Source organism: Prevotella sp. tf2-5, assembly GCF_900115435.1.
Taxonomy (GTDB): Bacteria; Bacteroidota; Bacteroidia; order Bacteroidales; family Bacteroidaceae; genus Prevotella.
This window is the reverse complement of sequence record NZ_FOWK01000010.1, coordinates 1-17,173: the sequence shown is the minus strand read 5'-3', so window position 1 is coordinate 17,173 and position 17,173 is coordinate 1. Positions and strand designations below refer to the sequence as shown.

Annotated in this window: 15 protein-coding genes; 11 read left to right on the top strand and 4 right to left on the bottom strand. The window is 48.0% G+C overall.

From position 1 onward, the window contains the following. Window positions 1-224: 224 nt before the first annotated feature. Complete coding sequence (locus BM257_RS10640) at window positions 225-989, bottom strand: glycosyltransferase family 2 protein (RefSeq protein WP_092072212.1); 765 nt, start codon at window positions 987-989, stop codon at window positions 225-227. 140 nt (window positions 990-1,129) lie between these two features. Between BM257_RS10640 and BM257_RS10635 the strand changes: the two genes are divergently transcribed. The 5 genes from BM257_RS10635 to BM257_RS10615 all read left to right on the top strand — a co-directional run bounded on the left by BM257_RS10635 (window position 1,130) and on the right by BM257_RS10615 (window position 6,057). After that, window positions 1,130-2,212 carry a glycosyltransferase family 4 protein gene (locus BM257_RS10635; RefSeq protein WP_092072209.1) on the top strand — a complete coding sequence of 361 codons (1,083 nt, stop codon included), beginning with the start codon at window positions 1,130-1,132 and terminating at the stop codon, window positions 2,210-2,212. A 133-nt stretch (window positions 2,213-2,345) separates the two neighbouring features. Continuing rightward, entirely contained in the window at window positions 2,346-2,975 is a 630-nt protein-coding gene (locus BM257_RS10630) for a sugar transferase (protein WP_092072206.1), read from the top strand. 15 nt (window positions 2,976-2,990) lie between these two features. Next, a complete protein-coding gene (locus BM257_RS10625) occupies window positions 2,991-4,490 on the top strand; it encodes a capsule assembly Wzi family protein (protein WP_092072204.1) in 1,500 nt (499 codons plus the stop codon). Next, a complete protein-coding gene (locus BM257_RS10620; protein ID WP_177216095.1) occupies window positions 4,474-4,878 on the top strand; it encodes a lipocalin-like domain-containing protein in 405 nt (134 codons plus the stop codon). Before BM257_RS10625 ends, BM257_RS10620 begins: the two co-directional genes overlap by 17 nt. Before the next feature lie 171 nt (window positions 4,879-5,049). Next, a complete protein-coding gene (locus tag BM257_RS10615) occupies window positions 5,050-6,057 on the top strand; it encodes a hypothetical protein (RefSeq protein WP_092072551.1) in 1,008 nt (335 codons plus the stop codon). Here BM257_RS10615 and BM257_RS10610 read toward each other — a convergent pair. After that, window positions 5,980-6,552: a histidine phosphatase family protein gene (locus BM257_RS10610; protein WP_092072548.1), complete on the bottom strand. Its 573-nt coding sequence runs from the start codon at window positions 6,550-6,552 to the stop codon at window positions 5,980-5,982. The genes BM257_RS10615 and BM257_RS10610 overlap by 78 nt on opposite strands. A 72-nt stretch (window positions 6,553-6,624) precedes the next feature. Here BM257_RS10610 and BM257_RS10605 point away from each other — a divergent pair, with 72 nt between their 5' ends. From BM257_RS10605 to BM257_RS10580, 6 genes are all read left to right on the top strand, one after another. Continuing rightward, window positions 6,625-7,332, top strand: a complete 708-nt coding sequence (locus BM257_RS10605) for an HdeD family acid-resistance protein (RefSeq protein ID WP_092072198.1) — start codon at window positions 6,625-6,627, stop codon at window positions 7,330-7,332. Window positions 7,333-7,463: 131 nt separating this feature from the next. Then, window positions 7,464-7,718: a type B 50S ribosomal protein L31 gene (locus BM257_RS10600; RefSeq protein ID WP_092072195.1), complete on the top strand. Its 255-nt coding sequence runs from the start codon at window positions 7,464-7,466 to the stop codon at window positions 7,716-7,718. Window positions 7,719-7,895: 177 nt separating this feature from the next. Continuing rightward, the gene (locus BM257_RS10595; protein WP_092072193.1) at window positions 7,896-8,444 is read left to right on the top strand and encodes a glutathione peroxidase; all 549 of its coding nucleotides are present in this window, start codon (window positions 7,896-7,898) and stop codon (window positions 8,442-8,444) included. 40 nt (window positions 8,445-8,484) lie between these two features. After that, window positions 8,485-9,417 carry a thioredoxin-disulfide reductase gene (gene trxB, locus BM257_RS10590; RefSeq protein WP_092072190.1) on the top strand — a complete coding sequence of 311 codons (933 nt, stop codon included), beginning with the start codon at window positions 8,485-8,487 and terminating at the stop codon, window positions 9,415-9,417. Window positions 9,418-9,844: 427 nt separating this feature from the next. Beyond that, window positions 9,845-11,542, top strand: a complete 1,698-nt coding sequence (locus BM257_RS10585; protein ID WP_092072187.1) for a hybrid sensor histidine kinase/response regulator transcription factor — start codon at window positions 9,845-9,847, stop codon at window positions 11,540-11,542. Window positions 11,543-11,548: 6 nt separating this feature from the next. Then, window positions 11,549-12,979 carry a sodium:solute symporter gene (locus tag BM257_RS10580; RefSeq protein ID WP_092072184.1) on the top strand — a complete coding sequence of 477 codons (1,431 nt, stop codon included), beginning with the start codon at window positions 11,549-11,551 and terminating at the stop codon, window positions 12,977-12,979. A 222-nt stretch (window positions 12,980-13,201) separates the two neighbouring features. Here BM257_RS10580 and BM257_RS10575 read toward each other — a convergent pair whose 3' ends face one another. Both BM257_RS10575 and BM257_RS10570 read right to left on the bottom strand, forming a co-directional pair. Further along, window positions 13,202-14,566, bottom strand: a complete 1,365-nt coding sequence (locus tag BM257_RS10575) for a TrpB-like pyridoxal phosphate-dependent enzyme (RefSeq protein WP_092072181.1) — start codon at window positions 14,564-14,566, stop codon at window positions 13,202-13,204. A gap of 22 nt (window positions 14,567-14,588) precedes the next feature. Continuing rightward, a complete protein-coding gene (locus tag BM257_RS10570; protein ID WP_092072178.1) occupies window positions 14,589-16,526 on the bottom strand; it encodes a polysaccharide biosynthesis protein in 1,938 nt (645 codons plus the stop codon). Window positions 16,527-17,173: the final 647 nt, after the last annotated feature.

Here is a 17,173-nt window from a genome sequence, read left to right as displayed (position 1 = left end):
GAGATTATTTTTATCTCTCCAATATCTCTCCTTCATCTTCGATAATAGCTGCTCGTTGTTCATCAATAACGCACGCTTAATTTTCAATAACGATGCATTATTTGCGCTAGACGTTCCCTTACTGGGAACTATTTATTCCCAGCGTGGGAACAAAAGATTCCCTGCCTGGGAACAAAATATTCCCTCCGTGGGAATAATCGCTTAATTTTGAATACTAGAAAAAACTAAGAGAACGATCTAATCTCAAAAATCTTATACAGGAACTTCATACTGATCATCAAGGAATTGGTGTAGATACCATTCTCACGACAACCTCGGACATCGTCCTTGATGAGTTGCAGACGACTCTTGACGTTACGGGTACTGGCACCGCCTGTACGCATCGTTACAAAATCCATCGGCAGATATTTCGCATTGATATGATGCACCAGAAACAGGCGTACCATCATCTCATAGTCAGAGCCTATCTGATAATCCGTTTTATATAGTCCTGCCCTTTCATAAACTCCTCTACGACAATAGAATGAGGGATGGGCAGGCATAAAGCCAAAGCGAAGCCATAAGGGTCGGAAGGGTTTGGAACTGTAATAACGGACACACTTGTCGGGCTCACCATCGTGGATGAAATGGATGTCACCATAGACGGCATCCAATGACTGATCCTCAAAAGCTGCTACCATCCGCTCTATGACATCATTCGCAGTGAAGAAGTCATCAGAGTTCAATATTCCGACAATATCACCAGTAGCCATCTGGATCCCTTTGTTCATGGCATCATAAATACCCTTATCAGGCTCTGAGACCCATCTCATCCTGTCTCCGAACAGAGGCTCGTATGAGCGGATGACATCTTGCGTCCCATCCTCAGAGGCACCGTCCACCACGATATACTCTATGTCCTCATACGTCTGGGTCAGAACCGACTTCATGGTATCGCCCAAGGTACGGGCACTGTTATAGGCTGCTGTTATGATAGAGACTTTTGCCATGTATTGTCTTTTAAGATTAAACGCAGAAGACTCCCTTATATTGTATCTGTCCCCTGAATCTCCACCAAAGAAAAAAAAACGAAACACACAATATAAGACAGAATTGTCAGTTATATATAATATATAACCGAAAATTGCTTATGACAATATATCTACTCGTGGCATTTCTTTTAAGTCTGGTATGTGGAGTTGTTTTTACTCCGCTTATTCTTGATTTTTGCAAACGAAAAAGACTCTACGACATTCCCAATGAACGGAAAGTCCATAAGAATGCTACCCCACGGATGGGAGGATTCTCATTCTTTCCTAGTATGCTGATAGCCTTTACTGCCATCTTAATGTTTGTACCTATTACAGACAAATACAATCTGTCTGTCAATATCTGGAGTGCAGTATTCTTTATTGGCCTGCTGGTCATTTACCTTACTGGCATTGTGGACGATTTAGTGGGTCTCAAGGCACCCACAAAGTTCATCGTACAGATTGCCACAGCATGCCTATTACCTTTCTGTGGGCTGTATATCAACAACCTCTACGGACTATTTGGTATCCATGAGATACCTTATTATATTGGTATTCCTCTGACCATTTTCATCATGGTATTGATTGATAATGCCATTAACCTGATTGATGGCATTGACGGACTAGCCGCCAGCATATCATTACTTGCCCTTACGGGTTTTCTGGTATATTTCAGACATTATCAGGTGTTTGTCAACACCTACTCTATACTGACAGCCGGTATGATGGGGGCATTGGTCGCCTTTCTCTACTTCAACCTTTTCGGGAAAATAGAGAAGAACACCAAGATATTCATGGGTGACTCCGGCTCTTTGTCGTTAGGTTTCACTCTGGGGTTCCTGTTTATCAAATGCGCCTCGGATAACACGGCGATATGGCAAACACGCCAGGAAGCACTTCTTGTACCCCTCACCCTACTCTTCGTCTCGATGGCAGATGTCGTCAGGGTGACCATCTATCGGTTTATCCATCACAAGCCCCTCTTCTTGGCTGACAAGAACCATATCCACCACAAACTGATGAGGGCAGGACTTACTCAGCATCAGACTCTTGCCTGCATCCTCTGTCTGTCGGTGTTTTTCGTCATCCTCAACTACCTCCTTTACACGGTACTATCCTCTACCTGGATTCTTGTCATTGACATCCTTTGCTACAACCTGTTCAATACGGGTATCAACACCCAAATTCAGAACCACGCCTGAACCCTACTGCTGTTCAAGAGTAAGCGCACCAAGAGCGGAATGGTATACTGGGTAAAACAGAAAGAATAAAAAAAGGGCTGTGCAGACAATAATCATATAAGGTATGCCGTTCTATAGATAAAATAAACTGCTGATGGAACAACACTACCCGTATATCTATGATGGGATGAATGCTTTTGAACGAGAGGTCAAACGGTGGTTTGACTTTTTCGGTGCCTTGATATTCCTCATCCTCTCCTCTCCCCTCTTCCTCATCTGCTACATCATGATCATACGGGAAGACAAAGACGGACCGGTCATCTATAAACAAGAACGCATCGGACGCTTCGGACGACCCTTCACCATCTATAAGTTTCGCAGCATGGTGGTTAATGCGGAGGAGAACGGACCAGAGCTCTATAAGGCAGATGGAGACCAACGATTGACCAAGACGGGTAAGTTCCTCAGAAGTCACCATCTGGATGAACTACCCCAGCTCTGGAACGTACTGAAAGGGGACATCTCTTTTGTCGGTCCACGTCCTGAGCGTAAGTTCTATATCGACCAGATTATGAAACAGGACTGCCGGTATAAGTACCTCTACCAGATACGACCGGGTGTCACCTCGTATGCTACCCTCTACAATGGTTATACGGACACCATGGAGAAGATGCTCAAGCGTCTGGAGATGGATCTCGACTATCTCAAGCGCCGGTCATGGTGGGAGGACATCAAGATTATGTTCCTCACCGTCACCCATGTAGCGGCAGGCAAGAAATTCTAAATACCCTTTAAGCCTATGACAAACAAATACCTTTACCTCGTCCTTGCCCTCCTCACTCATACGTCAGTGGCAGGAGCACAGGACTCACTGGGTACCCACATCACCTACGACGTGACGGCAGAGACTGCTGTGGGTACTGGTGACTATACCGCTTTTCAGTTGGCGACCAACCGCCATCACGCCCTGGGAACCCGCTCCAATACGGCATATCTGCGTGGGGCTGTGAACATAGAACATGTTTTCAACAAAAACTGGAAACTGTCAGGAGCTGTTGATGCCATCGGTTCCCTGCATGCTGACCATAAGGTCTATCTTCAGCAGTGTTATGTCAACCTCTCATGGAAGTCGTTCTTCTTCGAAGTGGGCAGCAGGGAGATGCCACAGGTTGTTCGTGACAACTTGCTGTCCAGCGGTTCTTTCGTCAAGGGTACGAATGCCAAGCCCATCCCACAGGTTCATGTGGGTACCAACGGGTTCTGGACAGTACCCTATACCAAGAACTGGGTGCAGATTAATTTCGACTTCGGCTACGGAAAGTTCTTGGACAGCAAATACCGTGAGGATATGTTCTACAAGACAGACGTGAATGCCATGTATGCCACCGGAGCCTATTACCACCAGAAGCACTTGTATATCCGCAGTAATCCCGAGAAACCTGTCTTTGTCATGGTGGGCATTGAGCATGCAGTACAGTTTGGCGGCACCAACTACAGTTATGTGGACGGAGTACTGACTCCCAAGAAGAAGCCTGCCAATCTAAAAGCATTCTGGAGAGCCATCCTTCCGACAGGAGACAGCAAGTATTTCGAGAATAACGCCATGGAGGACTGGGTCTATGGCAACCACATCGGTGTGATGACCTATCAGATTGGCTGGAACATCAACAAGGACCATCAGGTACAGGCATATCTCGACAATCCTTTTGAGGATGGGTCTGGTATCCGAAAGGGTAATGGATGGGACGGTCTGTGGGGACTACAATACACCAACAAGACGACAGGGAGACAATATGTCAGGGGTGCCGTCTTTGAGTATTTCCAATCAACCAACCAGTCGGGTCCCCTGCACTGGGACAGTGGGGACTATCCAGAACCCATCCGCAGTCAGATTACTGACATGGTAACAGGTGACGACAACTACTACAACCATAGTTTCTATGACAGCTATGCACACTATGGCATGACACCGGGCAACCCGCTGATTACCTCCCCTATATATAATAAGGAGGGATACACCACTTTCCGTGACAACCGCATCAAGGCATGGCATCTGGGGGTCAATGGCGAGATTTCGGACCGGCTGTCATACCTGATTAAAGGATCCTACAAGGAAGGATGGGGCACGTATGCCAATCCACTTGTCCAAAAGCATCACTCTTTCGATGCCATGTTCCAAGGCATCTACCAGTTAGGACCCTGGCAATTCTCTGCGGCGTATGCTTTCGACAAGGGCAATATCTATGGCGACTGTTCTACGTTTAACTTCAAAATTAACTTCCATGGCAAAATCTTATAAAATCATCAGACATCTGACATCATACATCTTACTTCTTACATCATCCATCTTCCTTCTCAACTCCTGCCAGGAGGGAGGAGAAGCAGGTGACTTATTTGGGCAATGGAGGATGGCAGACTCTGACAGTAAATACGTTAGTTTCTCTGGATCACTTACACGATTCAGGGACAAAGATGCCAGTGAGGTCTATGGCAATTTCCAACATAAGGGTGACAGTCTTTTCATCCAGTGCTACTCCAAGGAAGCGTTGAAATCCGATACTGTGATGGTGGAAGAGTCCTTCGGTTTCAAACCTTTTAATAATATCCGTGTGAAGATAGAGGCACTCAATGGGGACATCCTCGTATTGAGTAAGGAAGGGCAGAAGTGGAACTTCTATAAATACTAACCCACCTCATCTTTCATCATCCATCTTACATCTTACATCTTACATCTTACATCTTCACTATAGGGATTTCCCCCACACAGTTTAGGGGAAATCCTTTTTATATGCCTTATTTTCTTCCTACTTTTGCAGTGTAAAAAGTAATAAATGTCGAACATTAAAATATTAAGAGATATGAAGAAGATGATGATCGCCCTGGTAGCAATGCTGTTAGTTGCAGCAACGGGCAAGGCAATGAGCTACGAGCAGGCTCGCAACGAGGCCCTCTTCCTGACGGATAAGATGGCTTACGAGTTGAACCTGACAGAAGAGCAGTATGAGGCTGCTTATGAGATCAATCTCGACTACCTGATGGGAGTCACCAGTTATGATGATGTGTATGGCACCTACTGGGAGCGTCGTAACCTCGACCTGAGCTATATCCTGCTCGACTGGCAGCTGAGTGCTTTCCGTGCCGCCACCTATTTCTACCGTCCCCTCTACTGGTCAGATGGTTTCTGGCACTTCGGCATCTATGCCCGTTATCCACATCGTGACTATTTCTACTATGGTCGCCCCGTATTCTACGCCAGCTATCGTGGAGGTCATGCCTGGCATCGTGTAGGAGGACATGGTTGGTATCACAGCCGTCGTGACCACTACATCCACCATCACAACACCCGTCATTTTGGAATGCGTGACGGTTGGAACCGTGGAGACTACCGCCACCATCATAATAACGGGGTACGCCACAGCTCTACCCGTACGACGGTCAACCATCGTGACATGAATCGTCACCACGAGAGTAATAACCGTGATTACAACCGTAACAGGGATTACAATCGCAACAGAGACTATAACCGTGACAACAACCGCAACAGGGACTATAGCCGCAATAGGGACTATAACCGCAATAGGGATTACAACCGTGACAACAATAGCGGTAGCCATCATCGCCACATGGAACAGAGGAGCATCGAGAATCGTCCTACCAGAACGATCAGCGGCAGTGGGATTTCCTCACACAGCAGTGGCTCCTTCAGCAGAGGCAGCTCCTCACACAGCAGTGGTTCCTTCGGTGGAGGTTCCTTCAGCAGAGGCAGCTCCTCACACAGCAGTGGAGGTTCATTCAGCAGAGGCGGTGGTAGTTTCGGAGGAGGTCACCGCTCTGGAGGCGGCCACAGCTACGGAGGACGTCGTTAAGACACGCACCTCGGCATTCATCATCCGCTGTACCTCCTTCATAGAACATGAAGCATAAACGGCTAATATCGCTTTATTGATAATACCGTGTCCGACAGCCACCACTCGTTTTCCTTCGTAGGTGGCTGTCATTTTTTTCAGGAAGTCATGGGCTCTTTGCATCATGGCTTCCTCCGTTTCGATATCATCAGGCCATACCTCTCCCCGCAGATCCGGGATGAAACGTCCCGTAAAACTGCCCCAGTCCCGTTCTCGGAGCAAGGGAGTTGTCACCACCGGCAAGTGATGAGGTTCCGCAATATATTCCGCCGTCTGTATGGCACGACGCAAGTCACTCGCCACCACAGCGTCAATCTCCTCCGTGGCAAGGCGTTCCGCCACCTGCCGGGCTTGTTCCCTACCCTGTTCATTCAACTCCCCAGGAGTCTGTCCTTGCATGATCTGGCGGGCATTATCCACCGTCTCCCCATGTCGTACCAGAAAGATTGTTGTCATTTTCATAGTGCAAAGATAGGCATTTTGGGAAAAAATGCCTATCTTTGCAGCGGAAAAAATAAGTAAAAAGACATGAAACTATTACAGAGTTCTATCTTCCGTGCGTTATGCTCCGTCATCATCGGAGTATTGTTGTTGAAATATCCCGATAATTCCGTCACATGGCTGACCATGGCAATAGGTATCCTCTTCCTGTTGTCGGGCATCATTGCCTTGATATCCTATTGGAATGCCAAGCGTCACGCAGGGGAATTAACCATTACGGATGCCCGTGGAAACATCATCAGAGGCACCCAGCCAGCCTTCCCCTTGGTAGGCATCGGCAGTGTCCTCCTCGGTCTGACCCTCGTCCTCAGCCCCGATATGTTCGTCAAATGGCTGATGTATATCTTAGGTGCCATGCTGATATTAGGCAGCATCAACCAACTCATCGTATTGGTAGCGGCACGCCGTTACGGTTCCATCGGTGCTTTTTTCTGGATAGCCCCCATCGTACTTCTTATCGCCGGTATCCTGATCTTCGTCAAACCCATGGAGAGTGCTGAGCTGCCTATGATTATCCTGGGCTGGTGTATGCTGGTATATGGTGTCACCGAGACCATCAACTCCATCATGGTCTATAGCCTTCGCCGACAGATGAAACGCCAACAGGAGGAGTCAGAAAGGGGTTTAGAGGCTGAGGAGATAGCCACAGAGATCAAAGAGGAAAAGCCCTCACTGCCTGTGGAGGAGATTATCGAGGAGGTACCTCAGAGTGATATCATCGTGGAGGAGGAATAATTCGTCAGATACAAAAAATAGTTAAATTCTTAAAAATCTTTAATCTTTAATCTTTAATCTTTAATCTTTTTTGTACCTTTGCACCCGCTTTTATGCATATATAGTAAATAACAGATAATAATTAAAGTAAAATGAAAAAAGGTATTCATCCAGAAAACTATCGCCCCGTCGTGTTCAAGGACATGTCCAACGGCGATATGTTCCTTTCGCGTTCTACCGCAAAGACAAATGACACCGTAGAATTCGAAGGCGAAACTTACCCAGTGGTTAAAATCGAAATCTCGAGCACCTCTCACCCCTTCTATACCGGTAAGAGCAAGCTCGTGGATACTGCAGGTCGCGTAGACAAGTTCATGAGCCGCTACGGTAAGGCTGCGAAGAAATAAGATATTTCCACAGTAAAGAGATAAAAGGTGCTGCCTGGTAGTTGCATATGCCAAGGATAGCACCTTTTTTGTGTGAATAGGTTTCTACACAAAAAAATCCAAAAACATTTGGTCAACCCAATGATTCTTCGTATCTTTGGAGAAATTTAGGACAGACACCTATTATTAATTAAAAATATGAAAACGGTCTATGATTTCTCTGTCAAGGACAGAAAAGGAAAGGATGTTTCGCTGAAAGAGTATGCGAACGAGGTATTATTGATTGTCAACACGGCAACAAAATGTGGGTTCACCCCTCAGTATGAGGAACTGGAAGCCCTCTACAAGAAGTACCACAGCCAGGGTTTTGAGATTCTCGACTTCCCCTGCAACCAGTTTGGTCAACAGGCTCCCGGTACGGATGAGTCCATCCATGAGTTCTGTAAACTGAATTTCGGCACGGAGTTCCCTCGTTTCAAGAAAGTCAAGGTCAATGGAGAGGAGGCAGACCCACTCTTTAAGTTCCTGAAAGAGCAAAAGGGTTTCGCAGGCTGGGACCCCGAGCATAAGCTCACCGCTATCCTCGATGATATGCTGTCAAAGGCAGACCCCGACTACAAGCAGAAGCCCGATATCAAATGGAACTTCACCAAGTTCCTCATCAATAAGAAGGGACAGGTGGTAGCCCGTTTCGAGCCCACAGAGAAGATCGAGCATATCGCCAAACAAGTCGAGGAGCTCCTCTAACCGCTAAACGCTAAACTCTAAACGCTAAACTCTAAACTTTATGAGAACAAAGTGCCTCATTATCGGCAGTGGACCTGCAGGTTATACTGCAGCCATCTATGCCTCACGAGCTAATCTCAACCCGATTGAGTATTGTGGTATACAACCAGGCGGACAACTCACCCAGACCACGGAAGTGGAGAATTTCCCGGGTTATCCCCAGGGAGTCGATGGTAATCAGATGATGATGGACCTTCGTGAACAGGCAGAACGCTTTGGCACCGACATCCGTGATGGTTCCATCACCAAGGTCGACTTCTCCCAAGCCCCCTATCACTGTTGGGCAGAGGATGGTGAGGAGATCATCGCAGACACCGTGATTATCGCCACAGGAGCCTCCGCGAAGTATCTTGGACTGGATGACGAGCGTAAATACAACGGTCAGGGAGTCTCTGCCTGTGCTACTTGTGACGGTTTCTTCTATCGTAAGAAGACAGTGGCAGTAGTAGGTGGTGGTGATACCGCCTGTGAGGACGCCCTCTACCTGAGTCACCTTGCCGCCAAGGTATATATGATTGTACGCAAGCCCTTCCTCCGTGCCTCGAAAGTCATGCAGGAACGAGTCATGGCAGCAGAGAACATCGAGATCCTCTTCGAGCATAACACCCTCGGTCTCTTTGGTGAGAATGGTGTAGAGGGAGCTCATCTGGTAAAACGGAAGGGGGAGCCCGATGAAGAACTGGTGGATATTGCCATCGACGGTTTCTTCCTTGCCATCGGTCACAAGCCCAACACGGATATCTTCAAGGAGTGGTTAGATACTGATGAGGTAGGTTATTTGAAGAAGATAGAGGGGACACCGAAGACTAAGATCCCTGGTATTTTCGTGGCGGGCGACTGTGCTGACCCCACCTACCGTCAGGCTATCACTGCTGCAGGTACTGGTTGCCAGGCAGCGATCGAAGCGGAGCGTTTCCTTCTCAACAACGCATAATCTCACATCAGACCTCAGACATCAACCATCAGACATCTACAGGATCTGTGTGACAATAAAAACAAAAAAGACTCGCTTCACAGCGAGTCTTTTCGTACTTTAAAAAACTAAATTAATCAACCATAAACCTTAACCATTAAAAATCTAAACAAAATAATCTTTTTCCTTTTCAGAACATCACGTTCTTACTTCTAGAAAAAAGTGACTGAAAAAACTCTTTTTCTTTCACTGGTGCAAAGATAGTATATTTCAGGCATCATCAAGTTCACTTATCATTAAATATGGTTTGAAATCCGTGAAAATCACGAATTATAAACCATAAATAACCGATTTCAAACTATTTTAGTTGAAAAAACGACTTTTTCCCCACTTTTGTTGGAGATAAAATAAAAAAAAAGTATCTTTGCATCCAACAAACTAATAAATAATGATGAACCTAACCACCCTGGTTATCCTCATAAGCATCCTACTGGTCATCGTGTTCTCCTTAATAGGGCGGGCACTTTATCGTCGTAGCGTACGAATCCGTAACCAGCTGCAGATGAGTTATATTTTCACGAATATCACCCATGAGTTGCTTACCCCCCTGACCATTGTGTCAGCATCAGTGGAACGCCTTCGTAAGACAGCCCCCGACAACAGCAGGGACTACGACCTGATGGAACTGAATATCGCCCGTGTCGTACGACTGCTCCAGCAGATCCTCGAGACCAGTAAGTCCCAGTCAGGAGAGCTGAAGCTCCGTGTGAGTAATGGAGATGTGATGAACTATATCCGGGAGACCGCCCTGTGTATAGAGCCCCTGATGGCAAAGAAGGGCATGGAGTTTACCGTTCGTTGCAAACCAGAGAGTATGATGGGATGGATAGACACCGACAAACTCGACAAGATCATCTTCAACCTCCTGTCGAATGCCGTCAAATACACCGGCAAGGAAGGAAAAGTCACGATGGATGTCGCCACCAATTCCCGTTACGACAAAGTCATCATCCGGGTCAGTGACAACGGCACAGGTATTCCCCATGACAAGATGAAACACCTCTTCACCCGTTTCCACGATGGAGAATACCGCAAGCACGGCACCTTTGGCACCGGTATCGGACTAGCCCTCACCCGTGACCTGGTATACCTCCACAGAGGCACCATCCAGTGTCAGACCTTTGAGGGACAGGGCACCACCTTCATCATAGAGCTGCCTATTAAGAAGAACGCCTTCTCAGCCTCCCAGATCGACGAGAGTCACCAGATCAATCCCACAGAGGCACATAGTAATATCGCCGACATGGCGACAACTCTCGAGACCCCACAGGAGGACACCACTCCCCTTCCCATCATCGAAGAGGAGAATGATGACATCTACACCATCCTGGTGGTAGAGGACAATATCGAGCTGTTAATGCTCATGAAACAGCTGTTGCAGCAACACTACCACGTCCTCACCGCCTCCAATGGTGTGGAGGCCCTTGACGTGATACATGCCCACGACCTCGACCTGATTGTCTCTGATGTGATGATGCCAGAGATGGATGGCAACGAACTGGTGACCCGTCTGAAGGCAGACCCGGACTACAGTCACCTGCCCATCATCCTGCTGACGGCAAAGACACAGGAGGAAGACCGTAAGGAAGCCCTGCTCTTAGGAGCCGACGACTATGTCACCAAACCCTTCCGCCTGGGAGACCTCCAGCTCCGCATCGACAATATCATCGAGAATCGCCGGCGTATCCGCCACCTCTTCCAGCAACAGAGCACCGAGGAGAATATCGAGCAGATCAAGGCGACAGCTCCCACTACCGATAATGATTTCCTCCAGCGAGCCATAGAGTGTCTGGACGCCCATCTCTCAGACAGTGATTACGACCGTGACAGTTTTGCCCGTGACATGGGAGCCAGTGCCTCCACCTTATATAATAAGCTACGTGCCGTAACAGGAATGAATGTCTCAGGCTTCATCCGTAACTACCGTATCAAGACTGCCTGTCGCTTAGCCCAGCAACAACCAGACCTGCGAGTCAGTGACATCGCCTATCAGGTAGGTTTCAAGGATCCCAAATACTTCGCCACCACTTTCAAGAAGGAAATGGGAGTCCAGCCCTCCGAATATTTTGAGGAACTGAGAAAATAGGTTTTTATGGGCTATGGATTATTAGTGATAGGATATTTCTGTCTGTTGTTTAGCATCAGTTGGTGGACAGGCAGGAAAGCAACGAATGAGACATTCTACAGGGGCAACCGACAGTCACCTTGGTATATGGTGGCTTTCGGTATGATAGGAGCCTCCATCTCCGGTGTCACCTTTGTGAGCGTACCAGGCATGGTGAATACCATTGACATGACCTATCTCCAGACCTGTCTGGGCTTTATCCTAGGATATATCCTCGTCGCATTCCTGTTGTTGCCATTGTACTACCGGCTGAACCTCACCACGATCTACTCCTATCTCGGACAACGGTTAGGTCCCCGGTCGTACCAGACAGGAGCCTCTTTCTTCCTGTTATCGAAGATGACAGGAGCAGCCGTACGTTTCTATGTCGTCTGTATCATCCTCCAGCGTTTTGCCTTCGACACCATGGGTATTCCCTTTGTATTCACCGTCCTGGGCATGGTACTCCTCATCTGGCTCTACACCTGTCGCGGAGGTATCCGTACGTTAGTATTCACGGATGTCCTCCAGACCATTTTCCTCTTCACGGCACTCCTGTTGATCATCTGGCAAGTGGTGAATGACCTGGGGATGACATGGGGAGAGGCAGTACAGGCAGTAGCGTCAGACAGCAAGAGTCGTATCTTTGTCTTTGACGACTGGATGTCGAAACAGCATTTCTGGAAACAGTTTCTCAGTGGTGTGTTCATCGTCATCGTGATGACAGGTCTCGACCAGGACATGATGCAGAAGAACCTCACCTGTAAGTCACTGCGTGATGCCCAGAAAGATATGTGTACCTATGGTGTGATGTTCTTTCCCGCCAACCTCCTCTTCCTGTCGTTAGGTATCCTGTTGACACAGTGGTATGCCACACATGGCATCACCCTTCCAGCTGCGGGTGACGAACTCCTTCCCACCTTCATCACCCATCATACCTCTTCCATCACCCATCTCACATCTTACCTCTTCGTCCTTGGAATCTTAGCGGCATCATTCTCCAGTGCCGACTCAGCCATGACAGCACTGACGACCAGTTTCTGTGTGGATATCTGTCGTCGACCAGGTGACGAGACACTGCGTAAAAAGGCTCATATCCTCGTGGCGGTAGTGTTTACGATCTTTATTTTGTTGTTTAAGGTATTGAACTCCACCAGCATCATCGATGCCATCTACATCCTCTGTTCCTATACCTATGGTCCCCTGTTAGGGCTCTTCGCCTACGGATTATTCACCAAGCGTCCTGTGAACGACCGTTTAGTGCCTTATATCTGTATTGCCTCCCCTATCCTCTGTTATCTTCTGGATTGGTTTGTAGGGCAATATACGGGTTACCATTTCGGTTACGAGCTCCTCATGTTGAACGGTATGATCACGTTCCTCTCCCTTTCCCTCATTAAAACTAAATCGCCTTTTTAAAGTCACACAGATCTCACAGATCCCCCAGATTTATTTTCCACAGATTTTTATTAGAACACGATTGCACGAATCTTACTAATTTACACGAATAAGAGTAGCCCCTTTGGGGCTATCCATAAATTCGTGGCAAATAAATCCGTGGGATCTACTGGATCTGTGTGACAATAAAACAAAAAAGTCCCCCCTAAACAGGGGGGATTTAGGAGGGTCCGGGTCTCCTTATTAAATAATCTTTTCCAACTGCGAGACATTCTTTTCAATCTCCTCATCCGTTACCGTGTAATTCTGGAGATCACCACTGATAAACTGCTCATACGACGGCATGTCAATCAACCCATGTCCAGAGAGGTTAAAGAGGATCACCTTCTCCTCCCCACTCTCCTTACACTTCTTCGCCTCCCGTATCGTAGCAGCAATCGCATGACAACTCTCAGGCGCAGGGATGATACCCTCCGTGCGAGCAAACAACATACCCGCCTCGAAGGTCTCCAATTGAGGGATATCCACACCCTTCATATAGCCGTCCTTGATGAGCTGAGACACGATCATACCAGCGCCATGGTAGCGCAAGCCACCCGCATGGATATTACTCGGTTTGAACTGATGCCCCAGCGTATACATCGGCAGCAGAGGCGTATACCCCGCCTCGTCCCCGAAGTCATACTGGAACTTTCCGCGCGTCAGTTTCGGACAGCTGTCAGGCTCAGCGGCGATGAACACCGTCTTCTTCCCTTCCAGGATGTTATGACGCATGAAGGGGAAGGCGATACCACCGAAGTTACTACCACCGCCGAAGCAGGCGATCACCATATCTGGATACTCCCCTGCCATCTCCATCTGTTTCTCAGCCTCCAGTCCGATAATCGACTGGTGCAGCGCCACATGGTTCAGCACAGAGCCCAGCACATATTTACATTTCGGAGTCGTCGTGGCAAGCTCCACAGCCTCCGAGATAGCAGTACCCAGAGACCCTGGATGCGTAGGATCCACCGTCAGGATATCCTTTCCCGCACGGGTAGACATCGAGGGAGAGCCTGTCACCGCAGCCCCGAACGTCCTCATGATACTCGAGCGGTACGGTTTCTGCTGCATGGTGATCTTCACCTGATACACCGCACAGTCCAGTCCGAAGATCTTTGCCGCATACGACAGGGCGGCGCCCCATTGTCCGGCACCCGTCTCCGTCGTGACATTCGTTGTCCCCTCCTGCTTCGCATAATAGCACTGAGGCAGAGCGGAGTTGATCTTATGCGAGCCCAGCGGGTTCGTCGACTCATTCTTGAAATAGATATGTGCGGGAGTCCCTATCGCCTTCTCCAGCTCATAGGCGCGCACCAGGGGCGTAGAGCGATAGAACTTATATTTCTCGAGCACCTCCTCCGGGATATCGATCCACCGGTGCTCCATGTCCAGTTCCTGTTTCGAGCACTCCTCCGGGAAGATATGAGCCAGGTCCTGCCATGTCAAAGGCTGTTTCGTTGCCGGATGAATCGGTGGCAACGGTTTGTTAGGCATATCCGCCAGGATATTATACCACTGTGTAGGAATCTCACTCTCAGGAAGGATAAATTTCTTTTGTCTTGTCATTTGTCTGAATGTTTTTGGTTATTTAGTCTAGTTGTTCGTATTTGGAATTATTGGATTTAAACTCAGGAACGATCTCCTTCATCTTCTTCACCGTCGCCATATCGTCATACTCCTTGGAGATGGCTATCAGCTCGTCGATATCCTTAGCCGCCTGCTCATAGTCATACTCCCGTACCTGGGCGATACGTATCTTCTTATGGAATGTCGGTTTGGTATTCTCCGCCTCGCTGAGCACCTCCTCATAGAGTTTCTCACCCTCACGGAGCCCCGTATACTCGATCTTCACGTTCTTCGCCCCCGATAGTTTGATCATACGGGCAGCCAGGTCAGCGATACGCACCGGTTTTCCCATGTCGAAGACGAAGATCTCACCGCCATTACCCTTCGTGCCAGCCTCCAGCACCAGTTTACAAGCCTCAGGGATGAGCATGAAGAAGCGGATGATGTCAGGATGTGTCACCGTCACCGGTCCACCGTTCTTGATCTGTTCCTTGAACAACGGTATCACACTGCCGTTAGAGCCCAGCACATTACCGAAGCGAGTCGTCACGAACTGAGTCAGCGGCTCACTTTGTTTATTCTTCATCTGTTCCAGTTTCAGCTTACGGTCCAGCGACTGTACGTAGATCTCACAGATACGTTTCGAGCAACCCATCACATTCGTGGGGTTCACCGCCTTGTCCGTAGAGATCATCACGAATTTCTTCACCCCGTATTTCACTGCCATATCGGCGATCACCTTGGTACCGTAGATATTGTTCAGCACCGCCTCCGAGGGGTTATCCTCCATCATCGGCACATGCTTATAGGCAGCGGCATGGAACACATAATCCGGACGGAACGTCCTGAAGAGGGCATCCATACGGTTCTGACGACTGATACTTGTCACGATGGTCTCCGCCTTGACCTCCGGGAAGTCCTTCGCCATCATCAGACGGATATCATGCTGGGGAGTCTCCGCCTGGTCAATGAGCACCATGGCAGCAGGTTTAAACTTAGCCACCTGTCGCACCATCTCCGAGCCGATAGAGCCAGCGGCACCGGTGATCAGCACCTTCTTACCCGTCAACAGCTCCTCGACCGACTTCAGGTCCACGCTGATCTCCTCACGGGGTAACAGATCCTCCACGCTGACCTCCTTCAGTTGCAGGTCATTCATGTTCGACTCAGTTCCCTCGACATTCATTTCCTTGGCAACTTGCGCCAGGAATATTTTCAGTCCGGCACCGATAAAGATATCCTGTAGCTCCTGGTTATTCTGGAAGTCCTGGATACGGAGAGGCGACACCAGGATACCCTCGATACCTTTATCTTTGATGATTTTCGTGAAATCGTCATGAGTCGAATATACCTTCTCGCCCATCAGTCGGAAGTGCTTGGCATGCTCATCATGAGAGATGAATCCACACAACTGGAATTTCCTGGGCGTCTGACTACGGATCATCTTCGCAAGACCGACACCTCCCGACATCGCCCCATAGATCAGAACCCGCATGGCACGCTTGTCTGAGAAGGTAACGTCATAGAGTGTCTTCACCAAGATGCGTGAGGCCCACATCATCAGGGTAGCGATAAAGAAGGTGAGGCATGTCTCCGTCAGTGACAGGATACCGACCTCCGGTACCTTCCATATATCCAGCAGGTACATGACAACCACGGAGAGGACGAGTCCCACGAGGTTACCCCATGCGACCTTCGTCAAGTCCACGAATGACGAATAGCGCACAATACCAGAATACGTATGGAACAAGCGGAAGCCCACCCAGCTCAGGGCGATATAGATCAGAAGGGTGTTCAGCACATTGAAACGGTGCTCCACCAACGCATTGGTCTTGTTAAACAGCCAATACGAGAAGATACCCGACAAGAGCATCAAGAAGCAGTCAAACAGGAAGATACACCAATACGGTAGTGAGTTCTTTTTGAAATACCAACTAACTATTTTATAAAATGGATTCATAGCGCTTTCCTTAATATTCGGTTGCAAAAGTAATATTTTTTTCGCAATGTTCCAAATTTATTCCTCACTATTTCAACCTCCCCTCATCGATTAGGTCACACAGATCCTGTAGATCCCCCAGATCTCTTTGCCACATCTCAAAAAATTATTCAATCCTGCGGACTCCTTTAATCTCAGGTAGAATACAATATTACAGCACTCTAATTAGATGTTAGATAAACGATGGATGAAGGATGATGTCTGAAATAAGATGTAATCACTAACCGCTAACCTCTCAATGCGCCAGCTTGAATAATTTTTTGAGATGGTTTGGGATGTAACATCATCGAAAAGATGATGCAAGCTCACAGGGGGACTGTCCTAGGTTGTTAAGTTAGCATACCATTTTATGCTATATTTTTAACCACATTCATTCTTTTAATGGAGGGGTTTGGCAATAAGTTGTCCCCTCTCCATTTCTTGATGTCGGTAATGGTAGTTCTGGCAAGCAAATGGCTGACGTTAAAATTTCTACAGTCATCAATTGTGCTGACTTTGAGTGACAGCGGAATCAATAGCACAAGTGGTGTGTATCCGTTGTTCTTGTTGGGTGACATCCTTGCTTTGAAACATCCGAATGTCGACTCGATGATGTCTGAGGTTATGTT